19 protein-coding genes are annotated in these 15,329 nt (G+C 41.3%); 15 read left to right on the forward strand and 4 right to left on the reverse strand.

The annotated features are described in order from the left end of the window. Positions 1–286: 286 nt before the first annotated feature. Positions 287–991, reverse strand: a complete 705-nt coding sequence (locus E0H77_RS03850; protein ID WP_131375169.1) for a VIT1/CCC1 transporter family protein — start codon at positions 989–991, stop codon at positions 287–289. A 186-nt stretch (positions 992–1,177) separates the two neighbouring features. Between E0H77_RS03850 and E0H77_RS03855 the strand changes: the two genes are divergently transcribed. The 10 genes from E0H77_RS03855 to pal all read left to right on the forward strand — a co-directional run bounded on the left by E0H77_RS03855 (position 1,178) and on the right by pal (position 9,580). Next, on the forward strand, positions 1,178–2,518 hold the full coding sequence (locus E0H77_RS03855; protein ID WP_131375171.1) for a deoxyguanosinetriphosphate triphosphohydrolase: 1,341 nt from the start codon (positions 1,178–1,180) through the stop codon (positions 2,516–2,518). A gap of 17 nt (positions 2,519–2,535) precedes the next feature. Continuing rightward, the gene (ruvA, locus tag E0H77_RS03860) at positions 2,536–3,138 is read left to right on the forward strand and encodes a Holliday junction branch migration protein RuvA (RefSeq protein ID WP_131375173.1); all 603 of its coding nucleotides are present in this window, start codon (positions 2,536–2,538) and stop codon (positions 3,136–3,138) included. Positions 3,139–3,146: 8 nt separating this feature from the next. Further along, positions 3,147–4,145: a Holliday junction branch migration DNA helicase RuvB gene (gene ruvB, locus E0H77_RS03865; protein ID WP_034425812.1), complete on the forward strand. Its 999-nt coding sequence runs from the start codon at positions 3,147–3,149 to the stop codon at positions 4,143–4,145. Positions 4,146–4,160: 15 nt separating this feature from the next. After that, positions 4,161–4,574 carry a tol-pal system-associated acyl-CoA thioesterase gene (ybgC, locus tag E0H77_RS03870; RefSeq protein WP_131375175.1) on the forward strand — a complete coding sequence of 138 codons (414 nt, stop codon included), beginning with the start codon at positions 4,161–4,163 and terminating at the stop codon, positions 4,572–4,574. 15 nt (positions 4,575–4,589) lie between these two features. Further along, on the forward strand, positions 4,590–5,288 hold the full coding sequence (tolQ, locus tag E0H77_RS03875; protein WP_131375177.1) for a protein TolQ: 699 nt from the start codon (positions 4,590–4,592) through the stop codon (positions 5,286–5,288). After that, positions 5,288–5,740, forward strand: a complete 453-nt coding sequence (gene tolR / locus E0H77_RS03880; RefSeq protein ID WP_131313359.1) for a protein TolR — start codon at positions 5,288–5,290, stop codon at positions 5,738–5,740. The genes tolQ and tolR overlap by 1 nt, the downstream gene beginning before the upstream one ends. A 3-nt stretch (positions 5,741–5,743) precedes the next feature. Next, complete coding sequence (gene tolA, locus E0H77_RS03885) at positions 5,744–7,069, forward strand: cell envelope integrity protein TolA (protein WP_131375179.1); 1,326 nt, start codon at positions 5,744–5,746, stop codon at positions 7,067–7,069. Between the two features lie 51 nt (positions 7,070–7,120). Next, positions 7,121–7,618, forward strand: coding sequence for a TonB C-terminal domain-containing protein (locus tag E0H77_RS03890; protein ID WP_131375181.1), 498 nt, complete (start codon positions 7,121–7,123; stop codon positions 7,616–7,618). Between the two features lie 67 nt (positions 7,619–7,685). Beyond that, the gene (tolB, locus tag E0H77_RS03895; RefSeq protein ID WP_131375183.1) at positions 7,686–8,969 is read left to right on the forward strand and encodes a Tol-Pal system beta propeller repeat protein TolB; all 1,284 of its coding nucleotides are present in this window, start codon (positions 7,686–7,688) and stop codon (positions 8,967–8,969) included. 41 nt (positions 8,970–9,010) lie between these two features. Continuing rightward, on the forward strand, positions 9,011–9,580 hold the full coding sequence (pal, locus tag E0H77_RS03900) for a peptidoglycan-associated lipoprotein Pal (RefSeq protein ID WP_131375185.1): 570 nt from the start codon (positions 9,011–9,013) through the stop codon (positions 9,578–9,580). 44 nt (positions 9,581–9,624) lie between these two features. Here pal and E0H77_RS03905 read toward each other — a convergent pair whose 3' ends face one another. Further along, the gene (locus tag E0H77_RS03905) at positions 9,625–9,825 is read right to left on the reverse strand and encodes an NF038105 family protein (protein WP_131313363.1); all 201 of its coding nucleotides are present in this window, start codon (positions 9,823–9,825) and stop codon (positions 9,625–9,627) included. 178 nt (positions 9,826–10,003) lie between these two features. Between E0H77_RS03905 and E0H77_RS03910 the strand changes: the two genes are divergently transcribed. From E0H77_RS03910 to E0H77_RS03930, 5 genes are all read left to right on the forward strand, one after another. Continuing rightward, positions 10,004–10,975, forward strand: coding sequence for a class 1 fructose-bisphosphatase (locus tag E0H77_RS03910; RefSeq protein WP_131375186.1), 972 nt, complete (start codon positions 10,004–10,006; stop codon positions 10,973–10,975). 66 nt (positions 10,976–11,041) lie between these two features. After that, positions 11,042–11,818, forward strand: a complete 777-nt coding sequence (locus tag E0H77_RS03915) for a TrmH family RNA methyltransferase (RefSeq protein ID WP_131375188.1) — start codon at positions 11,042–11,044, stop codon at positions 11,816–11,818. Positions 11,819–11,977: 159 nt separating this feature from the next. Next, positions 11,978–12,592, forward strand: coding sequence for an RNA polymerase sigma factor (locus E0H77_RS03920; protein ID WP_165491489.1), 615 nt, complete (start codon positions 11,978–11,980; stop codon positions 12,590–12,592). After that, positions 12,582–12,914, forward strand: a complete 333-nt coding sequence (locus E0H77_RS03925; protein ID WP_131375190.1) for a hypothetical protein — start codon at positions 12,582–12,584, stop codon at positions 12,912–12,914. Before E0H77_RS03920 ends, E0H77_RS03925 begins: the two co-directional genes overlap by 11 nt. Further along, on the forward strand, positions 12,904–13,329 hold the full coding sequence (locus E0H77_RS03930; RefSeq protein WP_131375192.1) for a DUF3106 domain-containing protein: 426 nt from the start codon (positions 12,904–12,906) through the stop codon (positions 13,327–13,329). Before E0H77_RS03925 ends, E0H77_RS03930 begins: the two co-directional genes overlap by 11 nt. Here E0H77_RS03930 and hda read toward each other — a convergent pair. After that, the gene (gene hda / locus E0H77_RS03935; protein ID WP_004751403.1) at positions 13,326–14,048 is read right to left on the reverse strand and encodes a DnaA regulatory inactivator Hda; all 723 of its coding nucleotides are present in this window, start codon (positions 14,046–14,048) and stop codon (positions 13,326–13,328) included. The genes E0H77_RS03930 and hda overlap by 4 nt on opposite strands. Before the next feature lie 21 nt (positions 14,049–14,069). Then, positions 14,070–15,263, reverse strand: a complete 1,194-nt coding sequence (gene cxpE / locus E0H77_RS03940; RefSeq protein ID WP_131375194.1) for a chloramphenicol efflux transporter CxpE — start codon at positions 15,261–15,263, stop codon at positions 14,070–14,072. Positions 15,264–15,329: the final 66 nt, after the last annotated feature.

Raw genomic sequence — 15,329 nt, forward strand, 5'->3', positions numbered from 1 at the left:
AAACGATTTTTAAAGAAGTCTTTATTTTTACAAAATATTTTTTTTAGATTGCTTGTTTTAAATGCAATTTTTTTTTCAAATTAAACTCAGTGCACAACAATTAGACAACATAAAGGGCTTTTTCTGCGGTCTATGTTCAAATTGAAATAGAAAATAACCCTCTTTCGATGGTTTATGCTCTCTTTTTATCTTCAGCCATAACTGAAAGAAAAAGTGAAATAAAAATCTCAATATATCAGTGGCAAGTTAACGAATACACATTCAAAGCACGATCTCCACGCCTATATTAATGAACATCCACATCAAATAACGAACCAACCCAGAAACTAAACAGCATCGCCAAAATACCCCAAACCACAACCCGTAACGCACCTTTCCAAACGCTATTGCCTCCGACATAACTGGCGAGCGCACCTAAAATTCCCAAAGACACGATCCCCACACTCCCCACACCGATTTGAATCCAGTGCGCAGGAAAAATTAGAATGGCGAACAATGGACACACGGCACCTAAAGAAAAAGAAAAAGCTGAAGAAAAAGCTGCTTGTAAAGGTTGTGCCAGTGTTTGTTCAAAAATTCCGATTTCATCACGAGCGTGGGCTTGTAAAGCGTCATGTGCGGTCAACTGTTTAGCCACTTCAACAGCCAAATCAGCATCTAAACCACGGTGTATATAAATTCTAGTGAGCTCTTTAAGTTCCTGATCGGGGTTGTGATGCAATTCATGCGCTTCCATTTTCAGGTCAGCTTGCTCAATGTCTTGTTGTGACTTTACTGAAATGTATTCGCCTGCCGCCATAGATACAGCACCCGAAATCAAACCTGCAATACAACTCACCAACAGCGTTTGGGCTGTTGCGCCACTTGCTGCAATCCCAATCACCAAACTGGTCACTGAAATAATGCCATCATTTGCACCCAGCACAGCAGCACGCAACCAACCTGAGCGTTCGGTATAATGTTTTTCAGGATGAGAAGAATGTCGTGTCATTATTATCTGCTCTTGATCTTATGATTGTACTTAGCTTGTATATAGCAGAAATTAGTCATTGCTTCGACATTTATGCAAGATAAACTCCGCAACATCTGCAATTACGACAAGTCATGACGTTATACTCTAGAGTCTATAGCGCTTTTTTGGCATGATGTCTTTTTACAAGGAATAAAAACTGAATTCATGAGACAAATGCGTTGGTTAGAATTGCTATCAGCAATCCGTTTAGGTACAAAAAAAAGTCGCAACGAATTAGGACGCAGCCCATTTCATAAAGATTATGATCGCATTATTTTTTCACAAAGTTTCCGTCAATTAAATAGAAAAACTCAAGTACATCCCCTTACCCAACATGATGGCGTACATACACGTCTCACCCATTCACTCGAAGTTTCCTGTATTGGGCGTTCACTCGGCATGATGGCAGCCGAAAAAATCAAAGATGATTTGCCCATGTGGATTACCCCTGCCGATGTTGGAGCAATCATTCAGGCAGCCTGTTTAGCGCATGACATTGGCAATCCACCATTTGGACATGCAGGCGAATACGCGATTCGCGAATGGTTTGATGATGCTGCTCACACTGACTTTCTCACCGAACTAAGCCCAGAAGAACAAGCTGATGTACGCCAGTTTGAAGGCAATGCACAAGGTTTACGCTTATTGACCCGCGTTGACTACCATCCTGACAACGGTGGCATGCGTTTAACCTGCGCTACCATTGGCGCATATTTAAAGTATCCATGGTTGTCTAAAACCATTGAATCTCAAGGCGATCAACCTTCTCATCGCCGAGCAAAATTTGGTTGTTATCAGACAGAAAAAGAAATTTTAAAAGAAATTGCCGAACAACTTGGACTGATTCAACTGGGTGAATATCATTATTGCCGTCATCCACTCACTTACTTGCTCGAAGCTGCAGATGACATCTGTTATGCCCTGATTGATTTAGAAGATGGTATTAGCCTGAACATTCTCAGTTACCCAGAAGTTGAACCGATCTTTTTGAACTTAATTGCTGACTATGGCATCCCAAGTGAACTTTCAACACCGTGGAGCACATGGCAACAAAAAATTGCAGCTTTACGTGGACGCGTCATGAAACGTCTTGTCGATGAAGTCACGACAGCTTTTGCCAAGCATCAATACCAGATTTTAACAGGTCAACTCGAAGGAACGCTGCTGCAATACTGTTCTGCCGATATTTCAGAGGGGATTGAGCAAGCAAAAAATCTGGCACGTGAAAAAATCTTTAAGCACAGACAAAAACTAGATTTAGAAATTGTTGCACACATGAGTTTACAATCTATTCTCGATGCCTTTATTCCACTGACCGTTCCAAACAAGAAACTGAGCTTTAAAGATCAGCGTATGATGTCAATTTTGCAGCAATCTGGCGCAAATTTTGGGGAAAATCACTACCAAAACATCATGCAGGTACTCGATATTATCAGCAAGTTTTCAGACCATGAAGCCTATGACCTCGCGCAAGTTTTACAAGGTCGACCAACCTCTTTTATATAATTTCAGGAAATATTGACATGATCGGCTGCTTAATTGGCGAAATTATCTCCATCGAAACTGCACCAAGCGTTTTATTAAATGTAAATGGCGTCGGTTATGAAATTGATACGCCACTTTCAACTTTTTGCCAATTACAAAAGGGGCAAAAAGTGACACTATGGACTCACCTCGTTGTGCGTGAAGATGCACAGCAATTGTATGGTTTTTTAGATACCCAAGAAAAAAGTATTTTTAAAACTTTACTCAAGGTTAATGGTGTAGGTCCAAAAATGGCACTCGGGATTTTATCCACATTAAGTGTCGAACTACTCATTCAAACGATTGAACATGATGACGTAAACACTTTGGTCAAAGTACCTGGAGTGGGCAAGAAAACTGCTGAACGTTTATTAATTGAATTAAGAGATCGAGTTAAGGGGTTATCTGGTCATCTGACACAGAATCATCCAAATAGCACTTTACAACTTTCTGGCAATTCTGCAGTTGCAGAAGCCGAAGCAGCATTACAGTCTCTGGGCTATAAACCTGCTGAAGCGCAAAAAGCAATTGCTTTAGTCAAAGATCAATATACCGATGTCGCGGATCTGATTCGTGCGGCACTTAAATCTATGATGAAATGATAAGCACCATGCAAGATCGATTAATTAGTAGTGTAGAAAAAACCGAAGATCATATGGATCGAGCCATTCGCCCAGCAACACTTGCCGATTATGTCGGGCAACCTGTTGTGTGTGAGCAAATGGAAATTTTCATTGGTGCAGCACGCGGTCGCGGCGAAGCACTGGATCACACCTTAATTTTTGGTCCTCCAGGTTTGGGGAAAACCACACTTGCCAATATTATTGCCCGAGAAATGGGCGGTAATCTAAAGTCTACCTCTGGCCCAGTGCTTGAACGTGCAGGTGATTTGGCAGCATTGTTAACCAACCTCGAAGAAGGTGATGTGCTGTTTATTGATGAAATTCATCGCCTTTCTCCTGTGATTGAAGAAATTCTCTATCCTGCCATGGAAGATTATCAGCTCGACATCATGATTGGTGAGGGTCCTGCTGCGCGTTCGATTAAACTCGATCTACCGCCGTTTACTTTAGTCGCTGCAACAACACGCGCTGGCTTACTAACCTCACCGCTACGTGACCGTTTTGGCATTGTACAACGCCTTGAGTTTTACTCCGTAGAAGACCTTACCTCAATTGTCAGCCGCTCAGCCATGCTGATGGATGTCCCAATGACGCCTGAAGGTTCAGCAGAAATCGCTCGCCGTGCTCGCGGCACACCGCGTATTGCCAACCGTTTGTTACGTCGTGTACGAGATTATGCACAGGTCAAAGGCACTGGTGAAGTCACTCAAGATATGGCACAGCGCGCGTTAAATATGTTGAATGTCGACAAAGCAGGCTTAGACACCCTTGATCGCCGCTATTTAAGTATGTTGCTTGAACGCTTCGATGGTGGGCCAGCAGGAATTGAAGCTCTAGCCGCAGCTATGGCTGAGGATAGCGGCACACTTGAAGATGTAATTGAACCCTATTTGATTCAACAAGGTTTTGTCATGCGTACCGCGCGTGGCCGAATCGCGACCAATCAATCTTATTTACAATTTGGATTGACTCCACCTGAAACGTAATTATGGAAAACATTTATGACTAATCGTTTTGAGTTCAAAATACGTGTTTACATTGAAGATACCGATGCAGGAGGCATTGTTTATCATGCCAACCATATTCGTTATATGGAGCGTACTCGTACCGAATGGTTACGTGCTTCAGGCATTGATCATTACTGGCATCAAACCGATTACAACTTTGTTGTCCATAGAATTGATATCAAATATCACCGCCCTATTCTTATGGATAACCTGATCACCGTCACTGCGCGTGTTATTTCTTGTAAAACTGCATCATTTATATTGCAACAAGAAATTTATCGTGATGAAATCTTGCTGGCTTCTGGTGAAGTTGAACTCGCATGTTTAAGCAAAGAGATGCGTCCGCGTCGACTTCCCGATTATCTCCGTCAGTTGATTCAAGAACAATTGGATCAAGAAAAAGCATAAGTGACCTGTTGTACTATGGCAAATCAAGTAACTGCTACCCTGCATATTTCCGATTTAGTTTTGCAAGCAAGCCCAGTCGTTCAAGCTGTCATGCTGCTGCTGTTTTTGGCGTCATTGTATAGCTGGTACTTGATTGCCAGATTATATTTAGGCTTTAAAAAAGCTCAGCAACAAGATGAACATTTTCAGAAAATTTTTTGGTCAGGTGCTGAACTCAGTACGCTGTACAATAATGCACAGCTCAACTCAAAACGTCATGGTTTAGAAGATATTTTTTATCAAGGTTTTGGAGAATTTCTGAAACTTAAAAAACGCCATGTACCTTTGGTACAAACGATTGAAGGCACAGAACGTATTTTACGTGTTGGCTTAAGTCGCGATCAAAGCTATATGGAATCTGGACTCAGTGCCTTAGCGAGTATTGGTTCGGTTGCACCGTATATTGGTTTATTTGGCACAGTCTGGGGCATTATGAATGCTTTTATTGGTTTAGCTGCTGTCGAGCAAGTCACTTTGGCAACCGTTGCCCCTGGTATTGCAGAAGCCTTGGTTGCGACAGCAATTGGCTTATTTGCTGCGATTCCTGCTGTACTGTCATTTAACCATTTCACTGCAAAAAGTGAAGCGGTGTACTCAGACCGAGCGTTATTTTCAGAAGAAATGATTGCTTTATTGCAACGTCAATCTTTCAGTACCACACAGGATACTGAATAATGGCAATCCGACGTTCAGGACGCTTCGAGCGTATTAAAAAACCTCTAAAAAGTGACATGAATGTTGTGCCTTACATTGATGTCATGCTGGTTTTACTGGTGATTTTCATGGTGACTGCGCCAATGATTACCAGCAGTATAAAGGTAGATTTACCCCAAGCTAGCAGCACGCCATTTGAATCTAAAGATACCCCTGCTATTGTGAGTTTAAATAAAGATGGAAATTACTATTTAAACTATCAGGATCATCATAATGATCAGCCTCTTTCGCTCGATCAACTCAAAGATATTCTGAGCAAAGCCCAACAGCAAGCCAGCCAAAACCATACTCAACTAAACGTATTGGTCAATGGTGACAAATCACGCCCATATGGCGATGTGGTCACACTCATGGCAAACTTGCAACAAGCAGGATTAGAACAAGTTGGCTTACTCACTGAGCCAGTGAAGTAACTTATGAAACAGATTCAAAAACCACCTTTTCAGCAAAAAGCGATCGCCATCGGATTTACCCTTGGCGTACACGTGATTGCTGTTGTGGGATTATTGTATTTAGGCTTAAGCAAACCACCTGAACCTCCAAAAAAATTAAAAACTTATTTGGTTGATCCAAGTACTTTGCCACAAACAGAAAATACTGAAACTGCCACAGCGCCTGAACAAGATTCAACTCAAGCCACAGCCAAAGCTGCTGAAAATCCAGCGCCAACACCTGAACCACAAGCCAAATCAAGCGCTGCCGATGCTAAACAGCTTGCCGCACTTGCTGCAACAGTGGCGGCGGCCGAAGCCGCCAAGCATCAGGCAGCATTACATGCTCAGAAACAAGCAGATGCAAAAGCCGCTATAGAAGCAAAACATCAAGCGGCGTTAGAAGCTAAAAAACAGGCTGAGGTTGAGGCAAAACATCAGGCTGCCGAGGCACAAAAACAAGCAGCAGCCGAAGCCAAAAAACAGGCGGCAGCGGATGCTAAACATCAAGCCACTCTTGAAGCACAAAAACAAGCCGTTGCTGATGCACGACTTAAAGCGGCTGCAGAGGCAAAACGCCAAGCAGCATTACAAGCTAAAAAACAGGCTGATGCTGACGCAAAAGCCAAAACTGCTGATGAAAAACGCAAAGCCGATGCAGACGTAAAACATCAAGCTGCGTTAGAAGCCAAAAAACAGGCGGCAGCGGATGCTAAAGCCAAGGCTGCTGATGCAAAACATAAAGCCGATGCAGACGCAAAACATCAAGCTGCGTTAGAAGCCAAAAAACAGGCTGCGGCTGATGCGAAAGCCAAGGCTGCTGATGCAAAACATAAAGCCGATGCAGACGCTAAAAAACAGGCAGCGGCTGATGCGAAAGCCAAAGCTGCTGATGAAAAACGCAAAGCTGATGCTGACGCAAAACACCAAGCCGCGTTAGAAGCTAAAAAACAGGCTGCGGCTGATGCTAAAGCCAAAGCAGATGCAGATGCAAAAGCTCAATCCACTAAAGATGCTGCAAACAAAAAGGCTGAAGCTAAGCATATTGCTTCAACTGCAAAGCGTGATTTTCAAAACAAAATCAAAAGTGTTTGGGATGTTCCATCAGGTTCTACAGGAAAAACTGCAAATGTACGCGTGACCTTAACAGCCTCGGGTTCTGTGGCATCAGTTCTTGTCAGTTCAAGTGACCCAGATGTAAAAGCCAGTGTAGAAGCTGCTGTTCGCCGCGCTGCACCTTACCCGATGCCAAGTGACCCTGATGCGCGTCACCAAGCACAAATCTTTAGCGCCACATTTACAGCGAAATAAGCTCAAAACAAGTATGATCTTCTCAAGAAGATCATACTTAAACTTAAAATCATGTCTAATTTAAAAGCAACTTTCCAATATCTTTCAACCAGTGTAATTACACTTATCATTCTAAGTTCAGGTCATTCTGTATTTGCTCAACAAACAGCCCCCATACTGAATGAACTAAAACGACCTAACATTGGAGCCAAAACAAAAGCAACTCCAGAAGCAAAAAAACAAGCGGCTATTGATTCGGCATGTCGCCACATACTCAATATCACAAATACTTTCGAAGCAGATAAAACATTACCAACGCCGCAACTGGGTCGACTGTACGCATGTAAAATTAGATCTGCTTGGGAAGTTCCAAACCATGCTGCTGGACAAACCGCAAAAGTAAAAATCCAACTTGATTCAGACGGCAATGTGTTAAGTATAGAAATCCAAAGCAACTCAAAAGAAATGCAAGATAGTATTCGTCAGGCAATTTTACAATCAGCCCCTTATCCGCTCCCAGATGCTATTCAATATCGACAATTTTTTTATATAACTTTTACAGCAAAGTAATAGTTTATTTGACCCGCATAGTTTAGATTGTGTAAAACCTTTTCACCCTAAGATCTGCATAACAATGATGGAAATGAAACGTCAGCATCTTCTTGCCTTAGCCTTCGTTACAGGATTGGGTCTAACCCTCTCCACAACAGTATCAGCCCAACTGCATCTTGAAATTGCCAAAGCACCTGAACAAGCGCCTAAAATTGCAATTGTGCCATTTAGCAATGATCAAAGCATTTACCCAATCGTAGAGACTGATCTTAATCGTTCGGGACGCTTTAGCAGTGCATCACAAAACTTACCAACCAGTGCTAGCATTGATAATGTCAGCGCAGCAAATTGGAAAGCAGCAGGGATTCCTTATGTGGTGGTTGGTAAAATCACCCCGACTGATGCCAACAGCTATCAAATTCATTATCAGCTTTATGATGTTGATAAACAAAAATACTTACTCAATGAAGTCTTGACTGCACCCACTTCTCGGGTACGTCAAGCTGCCCATATGATGAGTGATGCCATTTATCAGGCACTCACAGGAATTCAAGGGGATTTTAGTGGACGTATTGCCTATGTCTTACGAGATCAAAGTAATTCAGACAAACGCTACACTTTGCAAATTGCAGATACAGATGGCGAACGACCATTTACGGTTTTGTCTTCACACTACCCTATTCTTTCGCCAGCTTGGACGCCAGATGGCAAACAAATTGCGTATGTCTCGTTTGAAACCAAACGCCCCGCCATTTATTTGCAAGATTTATCAACAGGGCAGCGTCAGGTTTTAACCAACTTTAAAGGTCTCAATGGTGCGCCAAGCTTCTCGCCAGATGGTAAATCAATGTTGTTTACATCGTCGATGGATGGAAACCCTGATATCTACCGTATGGATCTCGCGACTCACCAATATGAGCGTATTACCAATGATTCAGCAATTGACACTGAAGCGCGTTATGCACCAGATGGTAAATCGTTTATTTTCACCTCTGATCGAGGCGGCTCACCGCAGATCTATCGCTATACATTTGCCGATGGTTCAAGCAAACGCATCTCCTTCAGAGGGACGTTTAATGCACGCGGCACTCTCAGTGCTGACGGTCAAAAACTGGCGATGGTACATCGACCTACAGGCAGCAGTTTTAAAGTTGCAATTCAGGATCTCAATTCTGGCGTACTCAATGTACTCACTCCAACTGACCTAGATGAATCACCAAGTTTTTCACCAAACGGGCAAATGGTGGTATACGCCACCCATGAAGGCAATCGTGGTTTGCTGTCGATTATTTCGACCAATGGTCAATTCCGTATGAATCTTCCAAGTGAGCAAGGTGAAGTCCGTGAACCAGCATGGGCACCTAAATAATTTCAGTTTTTATTACATATCGTAATTGTGGAGTATCCATCGTGAAAACTTTAAAACTTCTTATCCTTCCAGTGTTGGCATCTACTGTAATTTTTACAGGATGTGCGAGTCGCAAGCCAACAACTCAAGTTAATCCTACAACCAATCCATCAGGTACAACAACAGTCAATACTGCAGGTTTAAGCGACGATGCAGCACTTGATGCTAAGAACTTAAAAGGTGCTTCAGCGAAAGGTGTTACCAATGCCAACCGCGCTTTCCTTGCGCAGCGTGTTGTTCATTTTGGTTATGACAGCAGTGACTTGTCATCTACTGACTATCAAACACTTCAAGCACATGCTGACTTTTTAAAAGCGAACTTAGGTTCTAAGATTGCATTAACAGGTCATACTGATGAACGTGGTACGCGTGAATACAATATGGCGCTTGGCGAACGCCGTGCAAAATCAGTATTCAACTATCTTGTTTCTTACGGTGTTAATCCGACTCAACTAGATACCGTAAGTTATGGTAAAGAGATGCCGATTAATCCAGGGCATGATGAAAACGCATGGAAAGAAAACCGCCGCGTAGAATTAAACTATGAATCAGTGCCTCCTTTACTAAAATAAGTAAATGTGGCAATAAAAAAAGCGCTCAAAATCAGAGCGCTTTTTTAATGATCGAGTATTTTTTTCGTAGTTTCGTCAATTTTGCACGATTGCATAGATTCAATCAGATCATGCTTATTAAATTCTTTGTATTCAGGTTTTGTCTCATAATTTGCCCAAGCCGACTTAACGTTTTCAGCAGTAATTTCATTAAAATCAATCGCTTCATTTGGAGTTGGCATGGCATCAAAAGTTTTTGTTGTCATAACGATATCCTCTTTCCTCTTGTTATGATTTTAAAATAGCATGTTCTACAAGACTTGCAAGCTGAAAAATAATGTCAATTGTGTCTATAAAATTTTTATTTTTTGCGGTTCTCATCTAAAATATCCCCCAGCCGTTCTAGCCAAGAACATATTGCGCAAAATTTGGAGCAACATCATTATGTCAACTGCCACATTATCCCAATATCTAAAACAACAACAGGGAAATCTTACACCAGAACTAGCTAGTGTCATTGAAACGATTGTTGAGAGCTGCAAAACGATTGATCAGGCATTACAAAAAGGTGCCATTGCGGGGATTTTAGGTAGTGCAGAACACGAAAATGTTCAAGGCGAAACGCAAAAGAAACTCGATGTAATTTCTAACCAGATTTTAATTGATGCTCTACAAGTTCATCCACACGTGGGTGGTTTAGCATCTGAAGAACTGGATACCTTTACTTCAGCACAGGAAAATGGTCAGTATCTCGTTTTGTTTGACCCTCTTGATGGCTCAAGCAATATTGACATTAATATGTGTGTTGGCACAATTTTCTCTATTTTGCCTGCAAAAAATGCTGTGACCCAAGCTGAAGATTTTATGCAAGCTGGTGTTGACCAAGTTGCTGCTGGCTATGTGATGTATGGCCCATCAACCATGTTGGCACTGTCTGTAGGCGTAGGTACTGTTTTCTTTACTTATGATATTGATAGTCAAGAGTTTATCTTAACAAAACAAGATATTAGCATTAACCCTACAACTCAGGAATTTGCAATTAATGCATCTAACCAGCGCCACTGGGAACAACCTGTACAACGTTATATTGGTGAATTGCTTGAAGGTAAAACAGGTATTCGCGGTAAAGACTTTAACATGCGCTGGGTCGCTTGTATGGTAGGTGATGTTCACCGTATTTTATGTCGTAGCGGTATTTTCATGTATCCGTATGACTTAAAAGACCCGAAAAAAGCAGGTCGTTTACGTTTAATGTATGAAGCAAACCCGATGAGCATGCTCGTTGAACAAGCTGGTGGTGTAGCAACGACTGGTCGTGTTCGTATTTTAGACATTCAACCAACTGAATTACACCAACGTGTACCTGTGATTTTGGGTAGTAAAGATGAAGTTGAACTTGTTACCAGCTACCATTAATTGATTTATCTTTTCTTGTTTTAGACTTAGATGTAAGCTAAGCCTTACATCTAAGCGGTTATTACTATGTCCATGACTTTTCTTGCTTCAAAAGACAACGCAAAAATTAAACATCTGCGTTCTTTGATTGAGCAAAACCAATATCGTAAAAAACATCTGCAAACCGTTCTTGAAGGCACACACTTGTGTCTAGCTTGGTTGCAAGCAAATAAAAATCTTGTTTCTCTTTTTACCACCGAAGCAGCTTTAGAACATCCTGATCTAGAAAAAATCCAAGAACAGTATCAAGGGCAGATTTTTATTATTAGTGAAAGCTTATATAAAGATCTCAGCACACTAGGAACTTCTTTAGCATGTCTTGCGATTATTGATATTCCAAAGCATGCACAAACTGTTGATTTAAAAGCAGACACCCTCATTCTTGATGACGTTCAAGATCCAGGAAATGTTGGCACTTTACTGCGTTCGGCGGCAGCAGCAAATGTCAAACAGATCATCTGCACCAAAGGCGTTGCTGCACTTTGGTCTCCTCGTGTTTTACGCGCAGGTATGGGTGCTCAATTCTCGCTATTATGTTTTGAAAATGCCGATCTCAGCTTATTATTACCTGATTTCAAAATTCCAGTTTATGTCACTAGTTCACATCGCTCTGAAAGCTTGTATGCTCAAAACCTCAGCACACCTTGTGTATGGATTTTAGGAAATGAAGGACAAGGTGCTTCTGAATATGCTTTAGCTCATGCCAAAGCAGTCGCAATTCCTCAGCCAGGTGGACAAGAGTCTTTAAATGTCGCGATTGCAGGTTCTATCTGTTTATTTGAAATGGTACGCCAACGCCAATAAATCGTTTCATTTATTTTACTGTAAGCCCTTTTTTACTCAAATTACTTTACACTGAAAAAATTTAGTAGAATTGTCAACCTTCCATGTTGTTTGAACGTTATTAGAGATAGATTGTTAAAACAACATGGTGGGTATCCAATGACAGGATTTTCCATCTCTATGGATCTAACACCAAAAGAGACCAAGTCTGAACTTAGTCAGTCAAAAACGACTGAACAACGTCTTAAATTTTTTATGCAAGACGTGACTGGTCGTGCCTTGGTTATGATGGAAAATGCCACACAGGGGCAACAAGGTATTGCAATGGATCTGGTACAGGAAGCATTTATTTCCTTACATAAATCTTATGCTGATAAAAAAATTGATGAATGGTATCCACTGTTCTACACTATTTTAAACAACAAATTACAAGATTGGCGCCGTAAAGAAGCACGAAGAGCTCAACCATTTTCACTGTTTAAGAAAGTCAGTCTCGATGATGATAGTGAAGAAATGCTTGAGATTGAAGATGATCAACAGCTCAACCCTTTTGATACACTAGACCAAGCAGTGACCATTGAAGAAATTCAAGAGGCAATTCGCAAGCTACCTATACGCCAACAGCAAGCTTTCATGTTGCGCGCTTGGGAAGGCTTTGACACCCAAACCACTGCTCAAATTATGAATTGTAGCGAAGGCAGTGTAAAAACTCACTATCACCGCGCTATACAAGGTTTAAGAACAGCATTAGCACACCTTAATCCACATATTGGAGGATCATCACATGAAGAATGATGATTTTGCAAAAAAAATTACGCAACGTCTTGACCACCTCGCAGAAACACATAAAGATAAAAATGTGTTGATGTATCAGGTCATTGAAAAAGTTCATGCAGAAAAAGCTCATCGCCACTCGATGTGGAAAATGACAGGCTTTGCACTTGCAGCGACTTTAACGGGGTTCTTGGTATTACCTACTGCGTTCAATTTCTCTGAGAAAAGCCATCCTCAGCATGCAATTGTCAATAACAATGCCAATAAGCTTTCACCACAAATGGTCGAAGATTTAGAAATGGTCATGGTATTTGGGGAGGATCATAATTCTCATGGCAGTTAAGAAAGTGACTTTGGCTTTTTGTGCGCTTGCCTTCTTGCAAACCAGTTTTGCTGGATTTGAACGCTTTTGGCCATTTAACACCAAAAGCACGACAACTGCTCAAGTCGATGATAACTGGGATGAATTGACGGTAGAACAGCAAAAACAACTGATTCAGCGTTATCAAAATCTTAAAGAGATGCCGAATCAACAGAGTAACAGCATTCAACAGCGAATGGACTGGTTTACGCAGCTACCAGAACAAGAGCAACAACGTATGCGCGATGTCTGGCAACAAATGAGTACACAACAACGTCAAACCATGCGGCTGCGCATGCAAAAAGCCAAAACAGTACAAGAGCGTAATTCGATTCGTCAGGAATATATGCAAAAATTCCAACAGATCAATCATGCAGCCTCAATACCCTCAAGTTAATGAGAGAAAGATGTTTGCTGATATTCATCAATCAGTGCATAAATTTGACGTAATGTTGCATTTGATAATTTGGTTTTTTCGCCTTTGAGTAATTTCTCTAAACGTTCAACCGCCTGCAATAATAAAGATGCCTGATGCGGTCCATTCAACAATAAATAATCAATGATTTGCTGGTCAAGGTGAACTCCCCGACGTCCTAGTACTGAAAGCACTAAAGCCTGTCGGTCAGCATACAAACTCCCATTTGGCAACTTAACACTCACAGCCTGAGTTAAACGCGACTGTAAATCAGGTAACTCTAGTTTGAGTTCTATAGGCGCATAACGTGATGAAAACACCAACTGCCGACCTTCCTGATCACTATTATTAATCAGATGAAATACGGCTTTCTGCCAGTGTTTTACACCACTAATTGCCTCGATATCATCTAAAGCAACCAAATCATATTGTTCTAATGAAGTAATTGCTTCAATTGGCGCATCGAGCAATTGCAATAATGAAACTTGTATTGCTGTTTTACCAATTTCACAATAAGAATCACAAATTGCCGATAGGAGATGACTTTTTCCTGTCCCTGCACCGCCATAAACATAAAAACGGTTGACTAAACCTGCATGTAGCTGGCGAATTGCATCAATGACATGCCCCCAACTTGGCCCTGAAAAGTCGCTAATTCGAGCATCAAGTTGAGGTTCTATGTCGAGTTGTAATTGACGCATAAATGCACATGTACCTAGAGTTTATTCTGAATCAATGTTACTTGATTTTTGGCTATCTTGCTGATTTTTTATTGTTATATCAACATTAATATTTTCAGCATCGACATGAAGGCTATTTCCATTTTTTCCATCAAGTATGACTTGTGTTGATTTTCCATACCACATGCTACCTTCATAAAACTCACGTGCATGTTTTAAGAGCACCACAATGATTGCAGCAACAGGCAATGCAATCAACATACCTAAGATACCACCTAAATGAGCCCCAGCCAAAACAGCAAAAACCACAGCAACTGGCGACAAACCGATTTTATCACCCAACAAAAATGGCTGTAGAATATACCCTTCTATCGCCTGCCCGATCATAAAAACAATACCCACAAGAAACAACTGCATCCAGTCAATGCCGAACTGAAATAAAGTTGCGATCACCGCTGAAATAATCCCAACCGCAAACCCTAAATACGGAATAATACTGGCTAGACCCGCCACCATGCCAATGATTAAGCCCACTTCCAAACCAATGATTTGTAGACCAACAGCATAAACCAGGCCTAACAAGAACATAACCAAAATTTGCCCTTTGACAAATGCCCCCAATACCATGTGACAATCACGTACAATCCGCATGGTATTTTTTTCATACGGACGTGGAATCAAGCGATGCATTTGCTTGAGCATACGCTCCCAATCCAATAAAAAGTAGAAAGTAATAATAGGCACCAAGACAACCGTACCGCCAATCTGAATAAAATTCAAACCTGATTGAGCAAGACGAAGTACCAAAGTCTGAATATTATCAATACTATAATTGGTCTTGATATATTGCATGATCGCATTTGACATCTGATCGGTGTCGACACGCATAGGCTCAAGGTTAAAAGTACGCTCAGCCCACGGTAAAAAATGATGATTCACCCAATGTACTCCTGCTGGAATACTATCACGGGCATAAATCACCTGTTTCCAAACCAAAGGAACTACATACCAAAGTGCAAAAGTCAAGGCAACGCTCATCCCCAAAAATACCACACAGGTTGACAGCCAACGTGGTAATCTCAGTCGCGACAAGCTTGCGACCAATGGGCTAAATAGATAAGCAATAAAAAATGCCCCGACAAACGGAATGACGACGGGTTTAAGTAAATAAATCAGCCATAGGAATAGCGCAATAATTACCAAAACAAAGATACGACGTAAGGGACGATCGATCATGTATTTGCCTACTTCAATTTATAAGATTATTTATTAAGGATAATTTAATAAGCAAAGATAACATTT

The organism is Acinetobacter brisouioides (assembly GCF_004331075.1).
Classification (GTDB): domain Bacteria; phylum Pseudomonadota; class Gammaproteobacteria; order Pseudomonadales; family Moraxellaceae; genus Acinetobacter.

Excerpts from the sequence above, each read along its gene's own strand:
- E0H77_RS03850 (WP_131375169.1), bottom strand. The coding sequence starts at position 991 with ATGACACGACATTCTTCTCATCCTGAAAAACATTATACCGAACGCTCA.
- E0H77_RS03855 (WP_131375171.1), top strand. The coding sequence starts at position 1,178 with ATGAGACAAATGCGTTGGTTAGAATTGCTATCAGCAATCCGTTTAGGT.
- ruvA (WP_131375173.1), top strand. The coding sequence starts at position 2,536 with ATGATCGGCTGCTTAATTGGCGAAATTATCTCCATCGAAACTGCACCA.
- ruvB (WP_034425812.1), top strand. The coding sequence starts at position 3,147 with ATGCAAGATCGATTAATTAGTAGTGTAGAAAAAACCGAAGATCATATG.
- ybgC (WP_131375175.1), top strand. The coding sequence starts at position 4,161 with ATGACTAATCGTTTTGAGTTCAAAATACGTGTTTACATTGAAGATACC.
- tolQ (WP_131375177.1), top strand. The coding sequence starts at position 4,590 with ATGGCAAATCAAGTAACTGCTACCCTGCATATTTCCGATTTAGTTTTG.
- tolR (WP_131313359.1), top strand. The coding sequence starts at position 5,288 with ATGGCAATCCGACGTTCAGGACGCTTCGAGCGTATTAAAAAACCTCTA.
- tolA (WP_131375179.1), top strand. The coding sequence starts at position 5,744 with ATGAAACAGATTCAAAAACCACCTTTTCAGCAAAAAGCGATCGCCATC.
- E0H77_RS03890 (WP_131375181.1), top strand. The coding sequence starts at position 7,121 with ATGTCTAATTTAAAAGCAACTTTCCAATATCTTTCAACCAGTGTAATT.
- tolB (WP_131375183.1), top strand. The coding sequence starts at position 7,686 with ATGGAAATGAAACGTCAGCATCTTCTTGCCTTAGCCTTCGTTACAGGA.
- E0H77_RS03905 (WP_131313363.1), bottom strand. The coding sequence starts at position 9,825 with ATGACAACAAAAACTTTTGATGCCATGCCAACTCCAAATGAAGCGATT.
- E0H77_RS03910 (WP_131375186.1), top strand. The coding sequence starts at position 10,004 with ATGTCAACTGCCACATTATCCCAATATCTAAAACAACAACAGGGAAAT.
- E0H77_RS03915 (WP_131375188.1), top strand. The coding sequence starts at position 11,042 with ATGTCCATGACTTTTCTTGCTTCAAAAGACAACGCAAAAATTAAACAT.
- E0H77_RS03920 (WP_165491489.1), top strand. The coding sequence starts at position 11,978 with ATGGATCTAACACCAAAAGAGACCAAGTCTGAACTTAGTCAGTCAAAA.
- E0H77_RS03925 (WP_131375190.1), top strand. The coding sequence starts at position 12,582 with ATGAAGAATGATGATTTTGCAAAAAAAATTACGCAACGTCTTGACCAC.
- E0H77_RS03930 (WP_131375192.1), top strand. The coding sequence starts at position 12,904 with ATGGCAGTTAAGAAAGTGACTTTGGCTTTTTGTGCGCTTGCCTTCTTG.
- hda (WP_004751403.1), bottom strand. The coding sequence starts at position 14,048 with ATGCGTCAATTACAACTCGACATAGAACCTCAACTTGATGCTCGAATT.
- cxpE (WP_131375194.1), bottom strand. The coding sequence starts at position 15,263 with ATGATCGATCGTCCCTTACGTCGTATCTTTGTTTTGGTAATTATTGCG.